21 protein-coding genes and 1 pseudogene are annotated in these 22,447 nt (G+C 38.7%); 14 read left to right on the forward strand and 8 right to left on the reverse strand.

Features of this window, described 5'->3' with window-relative positions; all coding sequences use genetic code 11:
• On the forward strand, positions 1–1,310 hold a 1,310-nt coding region (locus EA365_01645), incomplete at its 5' end, for a transglutaminase (GenBank protein TVQ48128.1).
• Positions 1,311–1,515: 205 nt separating this feature from the next.
• On the opposite strand, the gene EA365_01650 is transcribed toward EA365_01645, so the two are convergent.
• Positions 1,516–2,151, reverse strand: a complete 636-nt coding sequence (locus EA365_01650; GenBank protein TVQ48129.1) for an alpha/beta fold hydrolase — start codon at positions 2,149–2,151, stop codon at positions 1,516–1,518.
• A gap of 25 nt (positions 2,152–2,176) precedes the next feature.
• Positions 2,177–3,937: an N-acetylmuramoyl-L-alanine amidase gene (locus EA365_01655; protein ID TVQ48130.1), complete on the reverse strand. Its 1,761-nt coding sequence runs from the start codon at positions 3,935–3,937 to the stop codon at positions 2,177–2,179.
• 12 nt (positions 3,938–3,949) lie between these two features.
• On the opposite strand from EA365_01655, the gene EA365_01660 reads away from it, so the two are divergent.
• Positions 3,950–5,704 (forward strand): sodium:proline symporter, encoded by a 1,755-nt coding sequence (locus tag EA365_01660; protein ID TVQ48131.1) that lies wholly within the window; start codon positions 3,950–3,952, stop codon positions 5,702–5,704.
• Between the two features lie 32 nt (positions 5,705–5,736).
• Here the strand turns inward: EA365_01660 and EA365_01665 are convergent, their stop codons facing one another.
• Entirely contained in the window at positions 5,737–6,582 is an 846-nt protein-coding gene (locus EA365_01665) for an alpha/beta hydrolase (GenBank protein TVQ48221.1), read from the reverse strand.
• A 10-nt stretch (positions 6,583–6,592) separates the two neighbouring features.
• On the opposite strand from EA365_01665, the gene EA365_01670 reads away from it, so the two are divergent.
• Complete coding sequence (locus tag EA365_01670; GenBank protein TVQ48132.1) at positions 6,593–6,793, forward strand: hypothetical protein; 201 nt, start codon at positions 6,593–6,595, stop codon at positions 6,791–6,793.
• A gap of 22 nt (positions 6,794–6,815) precedes the next feature.
• Here the strand turns inward: EA365_01670 and EA365_01675 are convergent, their stop codons facing one another.
• Complete coding sequence (locus EA365_01675) at positions 6,816–7,256, reverse strand: hypothetical protein (protein ID TVQ48133.1); 441 nt, start codon at positions 7,254–7,256, stop codon at positions 6,816–6,818.
• Positions 7,222–8,391: a 7,8-didemethyl-8-hydroxy-5-deazariboflavin synthase subunit CofH gene (cofH, locus tag EA365_01680; protein ID TVQ48134.1), complete on the reverse strand. Its 1,170-nt coding sequence runs from the start codon at positions 8,389–8,391 to the stop codon at positions 7,222–7,224. The genes EA365_01675 and cofH overlap by 35 nt, the downstream gene beginning before the upstream one ends.
• 235 nt (positions 8,392–8,626) lie before the next feature.
• Here cofH and EA365_01685 point away from each other — a divergent pair.
• The 5 genes and pseudogenes from EA365_01685 to EA365_01705 all read left to right on the forward strand — a co-directional run bounded on the left by EA365_01685 (position 8,627) and on the right by EA365_01705 (position 14,960).
• A pseudogene (locus tag EA365_01685) lies at positions 8,627–9,568 on the forward strand (DUF4351 domain-containing protein).
• A gap of 172 nt (positions 9,569–9,740) precedes the next feature.
• Entirely contained in the window at positions 9,741–12,128 is a 2,388-nt protein-coding gene (locus EA365_01690) for an endonuclease MutS2 (protein TVQ48135.1), read from the forward strand.
• A gap of 36 nt (positions 12,129–12,164) precedes the next feature.
• On the forward strand, positions 12,165–13,214 hold the full coding sequence (locus tag EA365_01695) for a glycosyltransferase family 61 protein (GenBank protein ID TVQ48136.1): 1,050 nt from the start codon (positions 12,165–12,167) through the stop codon (positions 13,212–13,214).
• Between the two features lie 12 nt (positions 13,215–13,226).
• The gene (glf, locus tag EA365_01700) at positions 13,227–14,342 is read left to right on the forward strand and encodes a UDP-galactopyranose mutase (GenBank protein TVQ48137.1); all 1,116 of its coding nucleotides are present in this window, start codon (positions 13,227–13,229) and stop codon (positions 14,340–14,342) included.
• A gap of 69 nt (positions 14,343–14,411) precedes the next feature.
• Positions 14,412–14,960, forward strand: coding sequence for a DUF3172 domain-containing protein (locus EA365_01705; GenBank protein TVQ48138.1), 549 nt, complete (start codon positions 14,412–14,414; stop codon positions 14,958–14,960).
• On the opposite strand, the gene EA365_01710 is transcribed toward EA365_01705, so the two are convergent.
• Both EA365_01710 and sufR read right to left on the reverse strand, forming a co-directional pair.
• Entirely contained in the window at positions 14,961–15,209 is a 249-nt protein-coding gene (locus EA365_01710; GenBank protein ID TVQ48139.1) for a hypothetical protein, read from the reverse strand. It lies immediately after the preceding gene.
• Positions 15,206–15,838: an iron-sulfur cluster biosynthesis transcriptional regulator SufR gene (gene sufR, locus EA365_01715; protein ID TVQ48140.1), complete on the reverse strand. Its 633-nt coding sequence runs from the start codon at positions 15,836–15,838 to the stop codon at positions 15,206–15,208. Before sufR ends, EA365_01710 begins: the two co-directional genes overlap by 4 nt.
• 134 nt (positions 15,839–15,972) lie before the next feature.
• Here sufR and sufB point away from each other — a divergent pair, with 134 nt between their 5' ends.
• The 6 genes from sufB (at position 15,973) to EA365_01745 (ending at position 22,058) form a co-directional block, all read left to right on the forward strand.
• Positions 15,973–17,415 (forward strand): Fe-S cluster assembly protein SufB, encoded by a 1,443-nt coding sequence (gene sufB / locus EA365_01720; GenBank protein TVQ48141.1) that lies wholly within the window; start codon positions 15,973–15,975, stop codon positions 17,413–17,415.
• Positions 17,416–17,424: 9 nt separating this feature from the next.
• Positions 17,425–18,207, forward strand: a complete 783-nt coding sequence (gene sufC / locus EA365_01725) for a Fe-S cluster assembly ATPase SufC (protein TVQ48142.1) — start codon at positions 17,425–17,427, stop codon at positions 18,205–18,207.
• Positions 18,207–19,523, forward strand: coding sequence for a Fe-S cluster assembly protein SufD (gene sufD / locus EA365_01730; GenBank protein ID TVQ48143.1), 1,317 nt, complete (start codon positions 18,207–18,209; stop codon positions 19,521–19,523). The genes sufC and sufD overlap by 1 nt, the downstream gene beginning before the upstream one ends.
• Positions 19,524–19,529: 6 nt before the next feature.
• Complete coding sequence (sufS, locus tag EA365_01735) at positions 19,530–20,777, forward strand: SufS family cysteine desulfurase (protein TVQ48144.1); 1,248 nt, start codon at positions 19,530–19,532, stop codon at positions 20,775–20,777.
• Positions 20,774–21,571 (forward strand): 4-amino-4-deoxychorismate lyase, encoded by a 798-nt coding sequence (locus EA365_01740; GenBank protein TVQ48145.1) that lies wholly within the window; start codon positions 20,774–20,776, stop codon positions 21,569–21,571. The genes sufS and EA365_01740 overlap by 4 nt, the downstream gene beginning before the upstream one ends.
• 70 nt (positions 21,572–21,641) lie before the next feature.
• Positions 21,642–22,058: a F0F1 ATP synthase subunit epsilon gene (locus EA365_01745; GenBank protein ID TVQ48146.1), complete on the forward strand. Its 417-nt coding sequence runs from the start codon at positions 21,642–21,644 to the stop codon at positions 22,056–22,058.
• Positions 22,059–22,107: 49 nt separating this feature from the next.
• Here EA365_01745 and EA365_01750 read toward each other — a convergent pair whose 3' ends face one another.
• The gene (locus EA365_01750) at positions 22,108–22,440 is read right to left on the reverse strand and encodes a 30S ribosomal protein PSRP-3 (GenBank protein TVQ48147.1); all 333 of its coding nucleotides are present in this window, start codon (positions 22,438–22,440) and stop codon (positions 22,108–22,110) included.
• Positions 22,441–22,447 lie beyond the last annotated feature (7 nt).

A 22,447-nucleotide genomic window follows, 5' to 3' on the forward strand; every position in this document is an offset into this window, starting at 1 on the left:
GTTCTCAAAAAAGCGGTAAAATACACGTTTTCGACAGAGAAACAGGCAAAGAAATTACCTATTTTTATGCTCCAGGAATTGGAGTAGAAAATATCACGATTAAAGATGAGCAACTCTGGGTATCAGACAATCTCGAACAAACGGTTTATTGTCTCGACCGTGCCACAGGGCAAATAATTTACAGTATGTTGACCCCTTTTCAATCTCCTACGGGGTTAAGTTTTTATACGGAGGAAAGTACAGAAAAAGAAACCCTCTATGTAACCTACGCTTTTAGAGAACCCTATATTCGAGATAACCCTAATCGCGATCCCAGTCATGAAATGCAGTATCGGGATCAAACCTTCATACATCCTCTCTATTTCCATTACTACGAAGATAAAAAATATACCCTTTCTAACGGTTATCGAGTAGAAATGACCTATGTAGAAGAGATTTCACCCCTAGATCAAGTTAACCTACAGAATCTAGAATGGCGTATCGCTTTACCCACAGATACCAATCGTCAAAAAGTCATCAAAGTCGAAGCGATCGGAATACCCTTTACCGAAGAGGTTAACTCTGAAGGACAAAAAATAGCCGTTTTTAAATTTGAGCACCTCACAGGAGATACCCGCTGTATTTTCGGTTGGCGCGCGGTTATAGAATTATGGAGTCTCAAATATCAAATCACCCCTAGAGATTGCGAATCACTTCCCCCACTGTCGGAAGAATATCAACAGCGTTATCTGTTAGATGATGACGATTTAGCTATGAATACAGAAATAATCCAAAGAGCAGCCCAAGAAGCGATTAATAAAGAAACTAATTTATTACGTCAAGTCTATAACATCCGTACCTACGTTTACGATCGCCTCTCCTACGGAATGAAACCCCATATTGATACTCCAGATATAGCACTGAAACGCGGAGTAGGTTCATGTGGTGAATATTTAGGGATCTTATTAGCCTTATCTCGTTTAAATGGGATTGCTTGTCGTACCGTCGGTAGATATAAATGTCCCCAAAATCCCGAACAGAAAAACATCCCTCTGATACCTGATTATAATCACGTCTGGATGGAATTTTACCTACCTGGTTTTGGTTGGTTACCCATGGAATCTAACCCCGACGATTTATTTGATGGAGGACCATATCCTAACCGCTTTTTTATGGGTATAGCTTGGTATCATGCAGAAATGGCAAAAGGTGTACCCTTTGAAAAAGTAACCACTCAGGGAGTTCCCCTCAAGGAAATCAATATGTCTATTGGGGAATTAGCACTTAATCACGTCCAATTTGTTATTCTCGAAGAATTAATCCCTCAATAATATCTTAACCGCCTTTTTAAAAGGCGGAAAAAATATCAATTTTTCAATTCTGATCATTACTGTTTCGTAACAAAACTACAATTTGCCTAAATATTTTACTTTCCTACATTATTAATTTTACTAAGATAAATTACTCTTGCTAAAAAATGTCATAGCGATCACAAAGGTTTTAAAATCTGATTAAATCTGCAAATGATTAACTTAATTAACCTTTATACTGAATATGTACAATGAGCGACCAAATTTCCTCTAAAACATCCATCAAAGAGTGATCACTATCTAACTCCACTAGTTTTACTTGTTGATGAGTATCTCGATAAACTCGACTAGATTCTACAGGGATAACCGTATCTTTGATTCCATGTATAATTAGGGTTGGTATTTCTCTATTAAGTTCTACTTCCTGATAGTTTTGTAAATCTAACATAAATTCATAACTTAAAGGAAGTGCTAGTTTTTCCCCATGGTGATAAAACTGATAATATCCCTGTTGTTGCCATTTGCTAATTTCTGTCTCTCCCAATAAAGATTGTAACTGAGATAAGAAATTAAAAGCAGGTGCGAGTAAAATCAACTTCTCAATCTGAGGGTGACTTTGGGCTAACCAAGTTGCTGTTAAACCTCCAAAACTTGAACCAATCAGAGTAACAGATTCTTGAGTTTCTGTTAAAATGGTCTCTACTTGCTGTAACTGTCGAGTTAGGGTTAGATTACTAAAATCTCCTTGATTGAGATCTAGAATTATTAAAGGGATACCTAAGCTATCAAAGCGTTGTTGAAAATATTTAGCCTTACTTGATTTGGGGCTAGAAGCAAAACCATGTAGATAAATATAAATCATTAAAATCTTATCTAAATATAGCTCATTATAATTGAGTAAACCAAAGAGCGATCGCTTCACTGAGAGTATCAACCAACTGATATTGTGCTTCAGGATTAGTAATCCATTCAAACTCAACAGGATTAATCAGAAAACCCAATTCTAGTAGTATAGTAGGTACTTGGTGAGGACGAGTCAGAGCGAGATTATTCCAATAGATACCATAATCGGGACGCTGTAATTTATTAACCAGATGATTATGGATGAATACAGCTAAAGAATGGGCTTGAGGATGATACCAAAAGGTACTTACTCCCATGGTATTGAGAGCGTCGCCACCGTCGGGTAAAGCATTATAGTGGATAGATAGAGCTATAGTTGGGTTAATTTCTGCGATAAAATCTACTCTTTCCTGTAAAGATAATTCTCGGTCATCTTCCCTAGTTAAATAGACTGTCGCTCCTTTTTGGCGCAATTTTTGGGCTAATAGTTGGGAAATCAACAGATTAATCTCTTTTTCGGGGTAACCCGTCGGTCCTCTTGCTCCTGATTCCTTACCACCGTGTCCAGGATCTAAAACTATGGTAATATTTTGTAAGGGTAAAAGACTCTGTTGAGTTATTCTTGGGGGATGATTAATCGAGAGAATCAGGTTATTCTGTTCATAACGATAATCATAACCCCATTGTTGGTTAGTTTTAAAACGTAGTTGATATTGTACTTGATTGGGTGTAATTTGTTGCCAATCTAGACGCTGTATCCAGGGATGATCATCAAAACGAATAGTATCAGTTTGAGCGATAGTATTGTAAAGAGTAAGGGTTAGGGTATTATCTCCTTGTTGGATAGTCAAAGGTATCGGTATCTCTAAAGGAAAAATAATCTCTGTTTGATCTGGTGATTTACGAGTAGTAACCACTCTAATTGCTGATTGAGGAGGGATAGCTTGGGGAATTGGTTGAGTTTCTGTCTCTTTTACCCAAAAACCAGAGTCTAAACGCAACCATTCTCCCTCTTTTGCCGTTATTCTCGCCCTAGTTCCCTCGGGAAGGGGGGTTAAACGGGAATAATCAGTACCAGGACCGGTACGAGTGACAGCGCGATCGCTTTTAATTCTGATTACTCCTAAATCTTGTGGTGATACTATAGTGATTTTACTCTTACCTGTCTCTACTAACTGACGATCGCGCCAATTGAGTTTAAAAATAGGATGACCGAGAAAACCAGTTTCAGTAAAAGTGGTACAACCTTGATAATAACCCCTAGAAGCAGGAAGGTTATATTCTGAGATGGGAGTATAGATAGCTTGATTGGGGACAAGTTCTCTTTGTTCGGTTTGGGGAAATAATGAGACGGTTTGTCCACCTATTTCTACCCTTACTTTAGCATGGTCTGGAGCGATCGCCCCAAAACAAACTAGTTCATCTCTTAAACGGGTAATATCGGTATTGGGGGTTAAAGAATCTTCTCCAAAAGCTAAATCTGTGGGAATTTCTACTTGTGTGGGGACACGTGTAATTACTCTTTCCATAGTTTGGTCTTGATAACGTAAAATAAACCTATTTTCACCAATTTGCAGGGGAAAACTCGGCGCAAAATGTCCCTGTTCACTTCTAGTGATAACTTGGTCATTAATGGTTACTTCTGCTGCTGTTGGCGCTGTACCTATAAAAAATATTTGTTCGGCTGTGGTGGTATGTCCTGTGGGAGGATAAGCTAAGTAAAAAGAGGTTTCAGCGTGAGTCATGACAGGAAAAGCAATGACGGTTAAACTAATACAGGGAAATAAACCTAAATAACGATTCATAATAATATTTTCATGCAATTAGTCGATTGGTTAGTAGTTTTACTCTATCTTTTGGGAACTCTCGCTTTAGGACTATACTTATCCCCGAAGGGTTCTCAAAGTTTAACAGATTTTTTTGTCTCTGGGCGATCGCTACCTTGGTGGTTAGCGGGTACAAGTATGGCTGCTACTACCTTCTCTATTGATACACCCTTGATTATTACCAGTATTGTAGCTACAAGGGGTATTGCTGGCAATTGGGTTTGGTGGAGTTTTGGGATCGCCCATATTCTGATGATTTATTTATTTGCGCGTCTTTGGCGTCGTTCTGAAGTAATCACCGATGCTGAACTCACGGAACTTCGTTATGGTGGTTATCTCGCTTCTTGGTTACGAGGAGTAAAAGCCTTTTTATTCGCTGTTCCCATTAACTGTCTCGGTATTGGTTACGCTATGTTAGCCATGGTTAAGGTTGTAGATGCTTTACAATTATGGCAAAGTTTAGGATTTAATCCAGAGGAAAATCAGAAAATTTGCAGCGTGGTAGGAGTTAGTATATTCGTACTAACATACGCGGGTTTCTCTGGTTTATGGGGTGTAGTAGCCACAGATTTTTTTCAATTCTTTTTAGGGTTAACAGGTGCAATCATCGTAGCCATAATCGCCCTGCAACATATGGGAGGAATTCACGAGTTAATACCCCAAGTAGAAGCAGTTAGTCAGTTCAATGTTTTAACCTTTTTCCCTCTAGAAGAAACAGCGAAAATTTCCCTAACTACTTTTGGAAGTTATTTATTTTTACAATGGTGGTCATTTCGTCGTAGTGATGGGGGAGGAGAGTTTATCCAACGTCTCCTCTCGGTAAAAGATGAAACTGAAGCAGTTAAGTCAGCTTGGTTATTTAACATCTTACACTATATAGTGCGTACTTGGCCCTGGATCGTCGTAGCTTTAGTTGCTATCGTTTATTATCCAAACTTAGAAGATCCCGAATTAGCTTATCCTAAACTGATGTTAGAGTTTTTACCCCCAATATTACTAGGTTTAGTAGTAGCTTCTCTGATCGCCGCTTTTATGAGTACTGTCTCTACCTCGATTAATTGGGGTGCATCTTATTTGACTAATGACTTATATCAGCGTTTTGTTAATCCCGAAGCGACTCAACCACAATTAGTCTTGGTAGGACGTTTGAGTTCTATTTTTGTTACAGTGATAGGGGCGATCGCCGCTTTTTACGCTGATGATATTTATACAGTCTTTGAATTAGTCATCGCTATTGGTACAGGTCCTGGGTTAATCTTAATTCTACGTTGGTTTTGGTGGCGTATCAACGCAGCTACAGAGTTAGCAGCAATGTTATCGGGTTTACTCATGGGAGTCATTACCAGTCTTGTTCCCGCTTTTGGGGAGGTGTTTGCTGATTTTGGTCTGCGTTTATTGGTTATTTCTGTGGTTACTATCACTATCTGCTTTACGGTGATGTTATTAACTCCCCCAGAATCAGAGAATACCCTAGATGAATTTTACCGTCGTGTGCGTCCCGATGCTAGGGGGTGGCGACGTCAACAACAACGAACCCAAGTTATACCTCTACAAGATTTAGGTCAAGATTTACAAAAAGCGATCGCCGCTATCTTCATCCTATATGGTTTAATGTTCGCGGTAGGGGGTTTTTTACTCCTACAACCTCTCACTGGTTGGATTGCTTTAATCTTTGCTGTAGGTGGGGGATTGTGGTTGCGCACCGCTACGCAAATCTCGAAGAGATCCCTCCAGTCTAGGAGTTGATTTAATAGCTAGTTATTAAAAGTTTTTTTATTTTAAGACTGCATGATTTCATTTAAAAAATTAGCAATAGTAACATTAAAAGTATCTGGATTAACTAGAAATGCCCAATGATTTCCAGGGAATTCAACAATAGTTAAATTAGTTAGATATTGACGATAAGGTTGTAATTGCCAATTAGTCCGATTTAAACCTTTTTCTGGTTTAATAAATAGAGTTGGTATGTCTATATAATCAGTTAAACCTGAAACTTTAATTAATTCTAAAAAAATTTGATTCCGTGCGTTAATCGTAAATTTACTACCCCAACTACCATCAGGTTTTTTTTCTATTCCTGCTTTCCAGGCTTTTTGTTGTAAACTACTCCAACCCCGATATTGTTTTAATTGACGCGCTACTGTTTCTGCTTCTTCATAACTAGAAAATGGTCCAATAGTCTTGAGAAAAGGTAAAACCTGATAAAGTAGAGGAAAACTGACACGGAAAAAACTAGGAATTTTTCCAATAAAAAAAGGATCAACCAAAATTAAACTACGAATATTTTCAGGAGATTGAGTAGCCCAAATAGTCGCTATTTTAGCACTCCAAGAATGAGCTAAAACATGAGCTGATGACCAACCTAAACTTTTCAATAATAATTGTAAATCACCTATTAAATCAAAAAAAGTATAACCATTTTCTGGTTTAAGACTATCACCATGACCACGTAAATCTGGAGCGACAATTTGAAACCTTGGGGCAAGATATTCAGCCAAACTCTCCCAAACAAAAGCATTATCTGCTAAACCGTGGAGTAATAAGATTGGTTCTGTACCTTGACCCCATTTTTGATATGATAGTTCTATACTAGACATAAAATTAAGATTTTCCTGAGTACTTATTTTTATCAAAATGTCAAATTTTTCTGACCAACTTAAACCAGAAGAACGCCAAAAATGGCTTAATAAAATCGCCAAAGCTAACCAAAATAATATTTTTTGTCATTGTCGTGATTGTGATTGGGAATGGGTTGATTCTGATTTAGGGAACAATTGTCGCTGTGGAAGCTTTAATATAGAAAGAATAGCCTGTTGGCAATTTCCTGATGATTAAAAATTTTTTGAGATATGTAAAACTATAAAAATCTTACGCTTCTCACAGTTTGAGGAAAAACCCCCACCAATAAACCAAAAGCATCGTCAGGAATTTTTGTCATAGTTTGCTTATCAAACCAATGTTCAAACTGATTCAGAATTAATTGTGCTCTTTCTAAAGGGTTAGATTCATCAGTAATTTGTTTAATCAAGCGATTCCATTGACGACGCATCAAATAAGCCGCTATTCTTTCCTTGGCAGTTTCAGGAAAATTAATCGTCAACTCCCCTACTGAGAGAATTTTAACTAAATCCGCATCAATAGAGCCACCAATTAACGAACCAGGACCTGCAAATTCAGCGTGATAACGTTTATAAATAATTACTCCATTTTTATGACGTGAATTAATCACCAAGACTTCTTGTTTTTGTAAGCGTTGAAGTAAATCAACATCCTGTATCTTTGTTTGTATTTCTAGCATAAACTGGTAACTTTGGCTCTAAATACTCGTAAAGAGTGGTTCTTTGTCGATAAGGACGATCGATTGACTTAATCGCTGTTTGTAAACTTTCCACTTCTAGACAAGTACCACCCATTGCACCCGCCATCGAGGTAATATGCTCTTCCATAAGAGTACCACCTAAATCATTACAACCCCAATTAAGAGCTTTTGTTGCACCATCTAGACCTAATTTTACCCAACTAGGTTGATGATTAGGAATCCATTTACCTAAAAAAATACGCGCTACCGCGGTTAACTTGAGAGTATCTGGTAAACTAGGCTGGGCTCTACCTACTTTCTTGCGTAAAGGCAATGGTGCTTGTTCTCCTACAAAAGGTAAAATAATAAACTCAGTGATTCTAGCAGGATAATCCCTTTCTAAAGCAATTTGCTGTAAAGCTTTTAACTTTTCTAGATGTTCTATTTGTTGAGAAGGTGTTTCTATGTGTCCTGATAACAGGGTACTCGTAGTAGGAATACCTAAACGATGAGCAGTAGTAATGATTTCTAACCAAGTTGCAGTATTAATTTTTTCTGGACAGATAATTTTACGTACCTCATCGTTTAAAACCTCAGCAGCTGTACCAGGTAAAGAATTGACCCCCCCATCTCGTAAACTCAATAAGACGTATTCATAACTTAAATTATCTTCTCTAGCGATAAATTGTATCTCTTGGGGAGAGAAAGCATGAAGATGAATTCTCGGAAAAGCACTTTTGATTTGACTGATTAGATTTAAATAATAGGACAAAGAACTACCATTTAATTTAGCATGAGGGTTTAATCCCCCCTGCATACAGATTTCTGTAGCCACTCTAGCCACAGCATCTGAGGTTTTAGCGATGATTTGCTCACTATCGAGCCAAAAAGCTCCCGATTCCCCTAAATCTCGTCTAAAAGCACAAAAACCGCAACGTTGCTCACAGATATTAGTAAAATTTAGATTGCGATTAACTACATAAGTTACAATATCTCCGACTTGTTGTTGACGTAATTGATTAGCGACTTGAGCGATTGCTTCGGTTTCTTCGCTATACAATAGAGATAATGCTTGATCTCGGGTAATTTCTTGCTCCTGCTGAGCTTGTTGTAAAATAATATTTATGTCAGTCATAATTTTAAAATTTGCACCTTGATTGAACAAGAAACATTAGAATTACTAGAATGCGAAGGTCTGTGTTAAGATATCCCTAATTTTGCAGCTACTGCAACTCATAATTTAATAATTCCTGATAATTTAGCTACTCGTAAAGAACTCCTACAATAGACTCAAGAGATCCAATGGTTACAAGAACAGGTTAACACTTCTTGGTTTTTTTAGCTAAATACTGTTTAAGGAATAATCATCATTGACACGCTTCATTTATGATCAATTTAGTAAAGACTATCTCGAAACCTTATTAAGCCCCTATGGTATAGTAGAGGTAGCCAAACAAATACCAGGGGAAATTAGAGAAGTTGACCTCTATTTTATTCCCCATACCCCCACCATCCCCGAAGAATTAGGTATTCTTGCTCAATTAGCTAACACACCCTCTCTGTTTGAACCCTATCGTAACCCAGTTACCCCCAAAGAAATCGAAGATTGTTTACTCAAACTCTTAGAAATTAGAGGACAATTAGTCAGAGAATCCAAAAGAAATAAAACCAACATAGTAGATTTACAACTACCCCGACTGTGGATAATTACTCCTACCGCATCACGCCAAATTATCGCACAATTTGGGACAAGATTAGCCACATCTTGGGGGGAAGGGATATACTGTTCACCAGAATTATTTAAAACAGGGATAATAGTAGTGCATCAATTACCAGTAACTAAAGAAACCCTGTGGTTAAGATTACTAGGAAGAGGAAAAGTCCAACAACAAGCTATAGATGAGTTATTAGCCTTAGCCGATGACTACCCCATTAAATCAGCTATTCTAGAGATATTATACACACTGCAAAAGAATTTAGAAATAAATTGAGACCAAAATCAAAGAGAGGATAGAGAGTTAATTATGAGATTAGCGCCATTGTATCAGGAAGAAAAAGCTAGAGTTAGAGAAGAGGGTTATCAAATTGGTAAAGCCGAAGGTAAAGCCGAAGGTAAAGCCGAAGGTAAAACTGAAGAAGGAATTAATCTAATTCTACGTCAATTAACCCGTAAACTAGGGAATTTATCCCCAGAATTAACTAATCAAATTAGACAATTAAACCTAGAAAAACTAGAAAACCTTGGGGAAATGTTATTAGACTTCAATAATCTAGATGATTTAGAGCAATGGTTGAGGAATAATAATCATTGACACGCTTTATTGATGATCAATTTAGTAAAAAACCCGTAATTGATTAGCAACTTGAGCGATCGCTTCAGTTTCTTCGCTATATAATAGAGATACTGCTTGAGCTGGCGTAATTTCTTGCTCCTGCTCAGCTTGTTGTAAAATAAATTTCAGTCATAACTTAAAAATTTGCCCCTTGATTGAACAAGAAACCTTAGAATTACTAGAATGGCATCGTCTGTGTCAACATCTCTCTACTTTTGCAGCTACTAAATTAGGTGCTCAAGCAGCTTTGAACTTAACAATTCCTGATCATCTAGCTACCAGTAAAGAACTCCTACAACAGACTCAAGAGATACAATGGTTACAAGAACAGACTAACACTTCTTGGTCTTTTGAGGGTATTAAAGATATTCAACCCTACCTAGAAAGAGCTCAATTACAAGGAATCCTCCAAGGGAAAGAATTATTAGAGATAGCTACTACCCTAGCAGGTGGAAGACGGTTAAGAAAAACCATCGATGAACAATCAGAAATACCCTTATTACAAAGTATAGTAGCTAATCTGCGCAGTTATCCAGAATTAGAACAAGAAATCTATCACTGTATCTCTGATAATGGTGAAGTAGAAAATCGCGCTTCTCCTAAATTAGCGGGAATTCGTAGCCAACTCAAAGAAATTAGACAAAAAATCCAGAAAACCCTTCAAGGAATTATTCAAAGACAGTCTCACGCGCTACAGGAAACCCTGATTACCCAAAGAAGCGATCGCTACGTCTTACCAGTTAAAACCACTCATAAAGAACAAATACCCGGAATAGTCCACGATAGCTCTAGTACAGGTGTTACCATCTACGTTGAACCCCAAGTAATTATACCTCTAGGTAACCAACTTAAACAATTAGTACGTAGAGAACAAGCAGAAATAGAAATAATCCTTAAAGCTTTAACCGCAAAAGTAGCGATCGCCTCTGCTGATTTAGAACACCTAGTTTTTGTCGTTACTACCCTAGATTTAGCCACCGCTAGAGCTAATTATAGTTATTGGTTAAAAGCTAAACCACCCCAACTACTAGAATCTGATCAAGAAGATACTATTACCTTACGAGACTTAAAACATCCTCTCTTAGTTTGGCAAGAAAAACACGAACAGGGAGGAGCAGTTGTACCTATTACAGTACAAATTAAACCAGAAATCAGGGTAGTAGCGATTACCGGACCAAATACAGGAGGTAAAACCGTTACCCTTAAAACCATTGGTTTAGCAGCATTAATGGCTAAAGTAGGTCTTTATATACCCGCAGCTGATCCAGTGCAAATACCCTGGTTTAAAGAAATATTAGCAGATATAGGCGATGAACAATCCCTAGAACAGAGTTTATCCACCTTTTCTGGTCATATTAAACGCATTATCCGCATTATTAACGCTATTGGTACAGGAGATAACCTGAAATCATCCTTAGTGTTACTAGACGAAGTAGGAGCAGGTACAGATCCTGCCGAAGGTAGCGCCTTGGCGATCGCCCTGTTGCAATATTTCGCCGACAAAACCTGGTTAACCATCGCTACTACTCACTATGGGGAATTAAAAGCCCTTAAATACCAAGATAGTCGTTTTGAAAACGCTTCAGTAGAATTTGACGAAGAAACCCTAGGTCCTACCTATCGCTTACTGTGGGGAATTCCAGGACGATCTAACGCCTTAAGTATCGCCCTTCGTCTCGGTTTAACCCAAGAAATTGTCGCTGAAGCTAAAAACAAAGTGGGAACCTATTCTCAAGAGATTAACCAAGTAATCGCAGGTTTAGAAGCCCAAAGAAAAGACCAAGAAACCAAAGCTAAAGCAGCTAGTGACTTACTCACAGAAACAGAGCGTTTTTACCACGAAATCTCCACTAAAGCTAAAGAACTCGAAATCAGAGAAAAAGAGCTGAAAATAGCCCAAAATCAAACCATACAAGCAGAAATTGACCAAGCTAAAAGTCAGATAGCCCAAGTAATTAGAGAATTACAACAACGGGGACAAACTGCCCAAAACGCTCAAAAAGCTAGAGAAAATCTAGAGCAAATCGCCAGCAATTATCTAAAAACACCTTCTAAACCCCAAAAAGACTATCAACCCCAACTAGGAGAAAAAATCCGCATTCCTAGTCTTGGTCAAACCGCAGAAGTACTGACTTTACCTGATAGTCAAGGACAACTAACCGTGCGCTTTGGTTTAATGAAAATGCTGATTAACCTTAGCGAGATTGAATCTCTCGACGGCAAAAAAGCCCAACCCCCTGCTAAAATACCAACAAAACCCGTGACAGTTACTACCAAACCCAGTAAAATAACCGTTAGAACAACCGCTAATACTCTCGATATCCGCGGTGCTAGAGTAGCAGAAGCAGAAAGAGAGTTAGAAAAAGCGATCGCTTCTATCACTGATTATCAAATCCTCTGGATTATTCACGGCAAAGGAAGTGGTAAACTCCGTCAAGGAGTCCACTCCCTTTTAAAACAACATCCTCAAGTGGAACGCTTTGAGTTAGCACCCCAAAACGAAGGAGGTGCAGGAGTAACCATGGTTTATCTGAAATGATATACTAACTTTGATTCTCAGAACAAGTACCCCAAAATGCAACAAATCAACAAAACTAGCAATATAATTCCTGAAGAAATTCTCCAAGTTCCTGGATCAAAAACATTTAGTTATTCAACTTATTTAGCTGATGCTTTTGAGGCGGGCATATTGGATATATATAGACCACAATATCAAGTTCCTCAAGCAGAAATAAATTACGAAATAACAGAGGGAACGACCGAATCTCTTAACCATATCCAAATCAAAGATTCTCAAAAATGGCTAAATAGAAAAGCATTATTATCAAAAATAACCAAACAAATTAAACCAGCTTTAAAAATAACAGATAACCGAGTTTTTTTTGATGCTCGTTATGTTTTCACAGATAACGTTGCTCATATGATTATTAATGTTATGCCTATAGCAGTGCATATAGCTAGAAGAACTTGTCCTAATATTAACGTTATTTTACCTGAAAATCCCAAAAAATTTACCCTAAAAGTGTGTGAATTAATGGGCATACCTACCTTAGTTACTAACCAAGAAGTAGAAGGAAAACTAATCACATTTAAGAATTTTCAAAATAGTGTTGTACCAGATAAATTTTATCGTTCAACTTTAGAATTATACGACGAAGTCTTAGCAGAAAAAATCGATCAACTAGAATATCCAACTTACAAAAGAGTATTTATTGGTCGTAAAGGTACGAGAAATATTACTAACGAACCAGAAGTAGAAGCATTACTCAAAGAATATGGCTTTACTAAAGTTTACTATGAAGATATCCCCATGGAGCAACAATGGTTGATTAGTAAACAGGCTGAAGTAATCGTTGGTATTCATGGTGCAGCCTTTGGCGCATTAATGTTTAACCGCGCTAAAGTCAAAGTCATTGAAATCTTTCACCCTGGCTATGTCGTTAGAAGTATCAGAAATATAACTGCTTGTGTAGGGGGAACATGGTGCGGAATCACAGGGAAATTACCCGATCCCTTTTCAGAAGCAGCATTAGCAGCTAACCCCCGTGAATTTGCTGAAGCAGCTATGACAGTAGATGTACAATCTGTCAAAATGGCATTAGATTATATGGCAGTAGAAAAATAAGTAAAACACATTATGTATGATTATGTAATAGTAGGTAGTGGCTTTTTCGGTGCGGTTTTTGCACAACAAGCCCAAGAAAACGGCAAAAGCGTCATCGTTTTAGAAAAGCGTAACCACATTGGGGGTAACTGTTACTCCTATGATTACCAAGATACAGAAATTAACATCCACGCTTACGGTACGCATATTTTCCATACCAACAATAAGCCTCTGTGGGATTATATTAATCGTTTCACAGAATTTAACCGCTATCAGCATCGAGTCTTAACCACCCATAAAGATAAAGTATATTCTATGCCGATTAATTTGGGTACGGTGAATAGCTTTTATGGAGTTAACCTCAAACCCGAAGAAGTAGAAGAGTTTCTCGCGAGTAAACGAGGTAATATCTCTAACCCCAAAAACTTAGAAGAAAAAGCCATTAGCTTAATTGGTAAAGACTTGTATGAGGCTTTTATCAAAGGCTATACCATGAAACAATGGGGCTGTGATCCTACTAAATTACCAGCTAGTATCATTACTCGTCTTCCTGTACGTAACTCTTACCATGACTCGTACTTTAACGATATCTATCAAGGAATCCCCATAGGAGGTTATACCCCCATCTTCGAGAGAATGCTAGAAGGAATCCCCGTAGAGTTAGAAGTAGATTTCTTTGACGATATCTCTTACTGGCGATCGCAGTGTCGGGAAAAAATCATCTATACCGGACCAATCGATCGCTATTTTGACTATAAATTTGGTCGTCTCAATTGGCGTTCAGTGCGTTTTGAAATCGACAATATTCACGTGGAAGACTATCAGGGAACATCAGTCATGAATTACGCAGACACAGAAATCCCTTACACACGTATCCACGAACCCAAACACCTCCACCTCGAAAAAACCACCCATAAACCCAATGAAACCGTAATCGTCAGAGAATATTCTCAGGTAGATAACGACGCGCCCTATTATCCCGTAAACTTTGAAGAGGATAAAAGCAAACTCAAACAATATCAAGAGTTGCAAGCTGACGAAAAAGACGTGATTTTTGGTGGACGTCTAGCACAATATAAGTACTATGATATGCACCAAGTCATTGCTAGCGCTTTAGCTACCGCTAAACAAGAATTAGGCGTTAGCTAGTTAGTTATACCAGTCCCCTAACCGGGATTGGGCTTTAGAATATAATTAGCCCTATTAATAATAATTACTATGCGAAGAACTCCCCCTAGATATACTGAACCTCGTCCCAGTGGCAATCGTAATCCTGCCACAGGATCTGCTTTTAAATTAAGTATTACAACTATCGCCCTACTTGGGGTAATCTTTCTCATGGGTATAGGAGTAGGTATTGGTTTTACCTCTACCGCTACTTTTAGTCCCGAAAACGTCGCCTCTAGAGAAGTAATCGATCGCAGCGCCCCTAACGCTGAAATTTGCGCCCAATTTGGCGCTAGTGCTGTAGTTACAGATATGCGCGTCTTCCTAACTCTTAACCCTTTTAACGTTTACGTTACTCAACCATCCATGAGTCCAGGTTGTGTCTTACGTCGCAATAACTGGGCAGTACTTGAACAACAAAAACTCGTTAGTCAAGAGCAAGTGCGCAACTGTAAAAATCGTATGAACACATTTGGCTTTACAGGTACTTTAGAAGGAACACCTGCTATTAGCTGTATCTATCAAAATGAATCCGCAGGTAATCTCTTCCTCAATCGACCAGGGGCTGTGGGTACAGCTAAAGAAATGGATAAGTTTTAGCTACCATTTCAGTTTAGTACCATCTAGACCCTGTTCTCTTTTGATCAGGGCTTCTTTTTCAAACCAAGCGATAATTTGGGTGTGAGTTAAATCGGCGATCGCTACGTCCAAATCAGTGGCGATCAACTTTAATAATCTCAAAGAAGAAACCGTCAAACGAGTTAAAAACTTCTCCTCTGAAGACAATAACGCCATATCCACAGCGGCTGATTCTTCTGGGGTTAAAAAACTTTGCTCTTGATTATTCATTGCAACTCAATACGATAACCACAACGATGCTCACCATTATTAATCCAGTGAGTTCTCTCTATTGTACAATCAGGAAGAATCGCCGCAAACATTTCTAACTCATGTCCACAGACACTAGGATAAGATTCAGCTACTTCAGAAATAGCGCAATTATGCTCCGATAACAGATAAGTATTCTCTTGCAATTGATACAATTCAGCCATATAACCCTCAGCTTGCCGTAATGCCAATAATTTTTTGACCCTCTCCTCTAAAGTTCCCTCACCAATCCTACTTTGATATTCAGCAGCTTTACGTTGCCATTGTTTACGCAAAACATGATTAACCTGTTCTTGACCTACTGTTTCTACGAGAGTATCCAAAAAAGCAACCGCAAACTCTCCATAACCATTAGGAAAGCGATCGCGCCCTTGACGACTTAACTGATAGATGTACTGAGGACGTCCCATTTTTAGATGAGATTTTTGATATTCCAACAAACCCTCTAATTCCAAGTCTTTGAGATGACGTCGGATAGCTTGAGGACTAATATCTAGATTTTTTGCTAACTCCTTAGCAGTCGCCTGACCCTGACGTAAGAGATAATCTAAAATATCCTGTTTAGAAGAGGACGATTCTTTAATCTGCATTTTGGTTACTCTACTTTGACAACTTCCATGTTGTTAATTTATTATAAGATAGAATAAAACAACATAACTGTTGTTAAACTAAAAAAGAACCGCGCCCTGCCATCTTAAACACAAATTAGGAAGAACACATTACTATGAGCGCTACATCCGTTAAAAATCTAGTCAACCAACCCTATAAATACGGATTCATCACCGATATTGAATCCGAAACTATCCCCCGTGGACTTAGTGAAGACGTTGTTCGTTTAATTTCTGCTAAAAAAAATGAACCAGAATTCTTGCTCGAATTTCGCCTCAAAGCCTATCGTCAATGGTTAAAAATGAGCGAACCAACCTGGGCTCACGTTGAATACCCACCTATAGACTATCAAAACATTATCTACTATAGCGCTCCTAAACAGAGCAAAGTTAAAGTAAATAGTCTCGACGAAGTTGACCCCGCTTTAATTGAAACTTTTGAGAAATTAGGCATACCTCTATCAGAACAAAAACGACTAGCTAACGTCGCCGTAGATGCCATCTTTGACAGCGTCTCCATCGCTACTACCTTCCGTGAAAAACTCGCCGAACAAGGTGTAATTTTCTGCTCCATCTCTGAAGCAGTTAAAGAATACCCCGAACTAATTAAACGTTATCTAGGTAGTGTAGTACCAGTAGCAGATAACTACTACGCAGCCCTTAACTCTGCGGTTTTTAGTGATGGTTCTTTCGTTTATATCCCCGAAGGTGTAACCTGTCCCATGGAACTATCTACTTACTTCCGTATCAATAACGGTGAAACAGGACAATTTGAACGTACCCTCATTGTCGCTGAGTCAGGCTCATCCGTTAGCTATCTCGAAGGTTGTACCGCACCTATGTACGATAGTAACCAACTTCATGCAGCCGTAGTAGAATTAGTCGCCCTCGATAACGCTGAAATCAAATACTCTACCGTGCAAAACTGGTACGCAGGAGACGAAAACGGTAAAGGTGGTATCTACAACTTCGTTACTAAACGCGGTTTATGTAAAGGTGTTAACTCTAAAATCTCCTGGACACAAGTAGAAACAGGTTCAGCTATTACCTGGAAATACCCTAGTTGTGTACTAGTTGGCGATAACTCCGTTGGGGAATTTTATTCCATCGCTTTAACCAATAACAAACAACAAGCAGATACAGGTACAAAAATGGTGCATATCGGCAAAAATACCCGCAGTACCATCATTTCTAAAGGAATATCCGCAGGAAAATCCCAAAACAGCTACCGTGGTTTAGTCAAAATAGGACCAAAAGCTACAGGCGCAAGAAACTACTCTCAATGTGATTCAATGTTAATTGGGGATAACGCCCAAGCCAACACCTTTCCTTATATCCAAGTAGATCAACCCACAGCAAGAGTCGAACACGAAGCCTCAACCTCCAAAATCGGCGAAGATCAACTATTTTACTTCACTCAACGAGGAATATCTGAAGAAGACGCCATTTCTATGTTAGTTGGTGGTTTCTGTCAAGACGTACTCAATAAACTTCCCATGGAATTCGCAGCAGAAGCTGATAAACTCTTAAGTCTCAAACTAGAAGGAACAGTAGGTTAAATATTAACTATGCCAGAAAATAACGTTATCTTATCAGTTCGTAATCTCACCGCTAGTATCGATGGAATACCTATCCTCAAAGGAGTCAATCTCGAAGTCAAAGCAGGGGAAATCCATGCTATTATGGGACGTAATGGCTCTGGTAAAAGTACCTTTTCTAAAGTTTTAGCAGGACACCCTAGTTATGAAGTCACAGAGGGAGAGGTTATTTACCGTGGACAAAATTTACTAGAATTTGAACCAGAACAAAGAGCCAGAATGGGGGTATTTCTCGCTTTTCAATACCCTATTGAAATACCTGGTGTGAGTAATTTAGAATTCTTGCGCGTCGCTTATAACGCTAAACTCAAACAAGAGGGTAAAGACGAGATTGATACTTTTGATTTTGAAGATTTAATCGAAAGTAAACTAGATATAGTTAAGATGGATTCTCGCTTTTTAGATCGTAGCGTTAACCAGGGTTTCTCTGGTGGTGAGAAAAAACGTAACGAAATCCTGCAAATGGCTTTATTAGAACCTAAATTAGCTATCCTTGATGAAACTGACTCGGGTTTAGATATCGATGCTCTTAAAATCGTCGCTAATGGGGTAAATCAGTTAGCTAAACCAGATAATGCTTTTATTCTGATTACTCACTATCAACGCTTACTAGATTATATTGAGCCTGATTTTGTTCACGTTATGCACAATGGACAAATTATTACTAGTGGTGGTAAAGAATTAGCCCTAGAATTAGAATCTCGTGGTTATGACTTTCTCGATGAAAAAGTTATCTCAGAGGTGGGTGTTTGATGAGTGTTTTGTTAGAAGCTAAAACTGATAGTTATCTCCAAGGGTTAGTTAATCAGTTTCCCGCAAATTCCCCTATACCTGAGTTGAGTCAACAAGCTATTACTGATTTAGCTACTCTCACTCTACCTGATAAAAACGATGAAGATTGGCGTTTTACTGAGTTATCACCCCTAACCAGTCTGACTCTGAGTTTAGCTAACCAAGCTACATTAACTCACGATGCTTTAGAACAATTTGCACTCCCTGAAACAGAAGAGACTAGAATCGTTTTTGTTAATGGTGTCTATTCCTCTTCTCTTTCTAATCTCTCAGGTTTACCCCAAGGTGTCTATGTAGGTAATTTTCTGGGGGCTGATTTAGCACAAAAAGAAGAAATTGTCAAGTACCTTAAAGAAGGGGAGAGTAAAGACGTCTTTAGTTTGCTTAATACAGCAGGTTTAGGGGATATCGGGATTATCAGGGTAAGTAAAAATGTAGTTGTATCCCCACCTATACAGATTTTATACATCACTGTACCTACAGCTACAGCAACCTTAACTCAACCCCGTAACCTGATCATAGTTGAGCAGGGAGGACAAGTGGAATTGTGCGAACATTACGGAGCGATCGCCACAGATTGTTCAGATCTTCCCCAAAATCAGAGTTACTTTAATAACGTAGTTACCCAGATTTTTCTAGGAGAAAACGCCCATCTTAAACACTATAGAATCCAAAGAGAGTCGGGAGACGGTATCCAAATCAGTAATACTACCGTTGTTCAAGGAGCTAATAGTAATTATACTCTCTGTGAAATTAGCTTAGGAGCAAAATTATCCCGTCATAACCTCGGAATCTACCAAAAGGGAGAACAAACCACTACTAATCTCTACGGATTGGGGTTAGTAGCGCAACAACAGGTTACAGATATTCATAGTAACGTTGCTCTAGCTTATCCTCACGGTACAGTTAATCAAACACATAAATGTATTATAGATGACCAAGGACAAGCAGTGTTTAACGGTAAAATTATCGTACCCCAAAAAGCACAAATCACCAACGCCGCTCAAATTAACCGTAATTTACTCCTATCTCCCCAAGGAAGAGTAAATACCAAACCTGAACTACAAATCACCGCAGATAATGTTAAATGTACTCACGGTGCAACGGTTAGTCAGTTAGAAACAGACGAGGTATTTTACCTACGTAGTAGAGGGTTGAGTGAATTAGACGCGCGTCATCTTCTCCTTGAAGCTTTCGCAGAGGAAATTTTACAACAGTTATCTATTACTTCCCTGAGACACAGACTTACTCAGTGTGTAGCTTGCAGAAATTATTAAGCAACGATGACTTATACAGAAACCAAAACCTTAGCAGATACGGTGCGCAGTGATTTTCCCATTCTGCACCAAACCATTAATGGTAAACCCTTGATTTATCTCGATAATGCGGCAACTTCTCAAAAACCACTACAGGTGTTAGAAGCTTGGCGTCATTATTATGAACATGATAACGCTAATGTCCACCGCGGTGCTCATACTCTCAGTATCCGCGCTACAGAAGCTTATGAATTAGCTAGAGAAAAAATCGCTCAATTTATTAAGGCTAAATCCTCTCGGGAAATAGTCTTTACTCGTAATGCAACCGAAGCAATTAACCTGGTAGCTTATAGCTGGGGATTAGAGAATCTGCAACCAGGAGATGAGATTATTCTCTCGGTGATGGAACACCATAGTAACGTTGTTCCTTGGCAAATTATCGCTCAAAAAACAGGCGCTCTCTTAAAGTTTGTTCCTCTTACTAGTGAGGAAACTTTAGACATGGAAGGGTTTCGCCATCTGATTAATAGTAAAACTAAGCTAGTAGCAATCGTTCACGTTTCTAATACCCTCGGTTGTATCAATCCTGTTGAGGAAATCACTAGCCTAGCTCATGATTACGGTGCTAAAGTACTCATAGACGCTTGTCAAAGTGTACCTCACCTACCTATCGATGTTGGGGCGATCGCTTGTGACTGGTTAGTGGCTAGTGGTCATAAAATGTGTGCTCCTACAGGTATTGGTTTCTTATATGGTCAAGAAGCTATACTGCAAGAAATGCAACCCTTTCTTGGAGGAGGGGAAATGATCGCTGATGTTTTTCTAGAATATTCTACCTATGGAGAATTACCCCATAAGTTTGAAGCAGGTACACCCGCTATTGGGGAAGCGATCGCTCTTGGTGCTGCTGTTGATTACTTAAGCAACATAGGAATGAAGCGTATTGGTGAGTATGAAGCAGAATTGACTCTTTATCTCTATGAAAAACTCCAAACTATCCCTAATCTGCATATTTATGGGCCATCTGGTCAACAGAGAGCAGCTTTAGTCTCCTTTAATGTCAAAGGTATTCACGGTAGCGACTTATCAACTCTGTTGGATAACGAAGGTGTAGCGATTCGCTCAGGTCATCATTGTACCCAACCCCTACACCGCTTACTACAAGCATCTGGAAGCGCTCGCGCTAGTTTATCTTTTTACAATACCCGTAGCGAAATAGACCAATTTGTGCAAATATTAGCAGAGACAATCGATTTTTTTGCAGCAATGGTGTGAATCTACCCTTTTGGTATTGTGGTAAACTGTTACCATCAGAAACTTGTGTAATTCCTATTAATGACCCAGGTTTGCTCTATGGCGCTACTGTATTTACTACCCTACGTGTCTATGAGCAATCTCTGGAACACCCCTTAACTCATTGGCAAGCTCACTGCGATCGCCTAAAATACTCCTTAATAACCCTAGGTTGGTCTCTCCCTGATTGGGACAAACTAACTCAAGGAGCGATTATACTAGCTAAAGATTATCCCGTTTTACGTATAACTATTTTCCCCGACGGTAGAGAGTTAATTATTCCTCGTTATTTACCAGAAAATCTAGCTCAAAATCAACAACAAGGTATTCAGGGTAAAGTAGTTCAAGGTGATATCTATACTCGTTATCTCCCCGAACATAAAACAGGTAATTATCTCGGTCCTTGGTTAGCCAAAAAGCAAGCATCGGAAGCTATTTTAACCGATGCTCAGGGTAATTGGTTAGAAACCAGTACAGGTAATCTCTGGGGTTATAAACAGGGTTGTTGGTATATTCCTATTCTAACAGGGAATTTATCAGGAATCGTGCAAAAACAGTTAATTCATTGGTTAGGCGAACAATCTTTACCTATAGTTTCTAGAGAGTGGACATTTTCCTGGGTTACTACCCTCGAAGCGATCGCAATTACTAATAGTGTGGTAGAAGTTATCCCTTTTCACTCCATCGAGACTCCTACCGCTACCATCTCCTTAAACCCTAACTTCAAAGCTTTAACCCAACTAAAAAGTTATTTCTCCTATCACCACAATATTTAATTGCTGTTGCTGAGTCCCTTTACTCCTATAATAATTGAGTTAGTTACCCTTAGAGAGCAAATAATTAGCGATGTCATTAAACTTAAGAGTAATTACCCCAGATAAAATCGTCTGGGATGATGACGTACAAGAAATAGTTTTACCTAGTACTAGTGGACAATTAGGAGTACTTCCCGGTCACGCACCCCTCACTACCGCTTTAAGTTCAGGTGTAATGCGTATTCGTCTAGAGAAAGACTGGAAAAATATCGCTCTGATGGGCGGTTTTGCCCTCGTTGAGGATAATGAGGTTAAAGTCTTAGTCAATGGCGCTGAAATGGGAGAATCCATCGACCTAGAAACTGCTCGCGCTCAATTTGAGCAAGCCCAAAAAGAGTATAATGAGTCTGTGAAAACTGGTACTCGTCAACAACAAATTCAAAATACCCAAGCTCTGAAAAAAGCCAGGGCACGTTTTCAAGCAGCAGGTGGTTTGGTTAAAGACTAGAGTTAACCCAAAAAAGGGGGATTATTATTGATCCTCCCTTTTCAGATATTTAATTACTACCGCTAAATACTACTTCGGGGAATTGTTCTTGAGCTTGAGCCATAGTAGTTTTTTGACCGTTTTCTTGCCAAAAATTGATTACTTCTGTGACTTTATTGAGAACTTCGATTTTTTCGGTTTCAGCGATCCAGGTTTTTGATTCTAATTCGTCTTTTAGTTGTTGCCAAGCATCATTACGGGGCCAGAAAAAATAAGCAGTTAGAGGGCTATAAGCTTTACCCACTACCTGATCCACTGCTATAGCTACGTCTTTATCTAACCACAGAACTTTTAAAATAAATCGAGACAATGATACCTCTGCTAAAAAAATAGTACAACACATTATTATA

Source organism: Gloeocapsa sp. DLM2.Bin57 (genome assembly GCA_007693955.1).
Taxonomy (GTDB): domain Bacteria; phylum Cyanobacteriota; class Cyanobacteriia; order Cyanobacteriales; family Gloeocapsaceae; genus Gloeocapsa.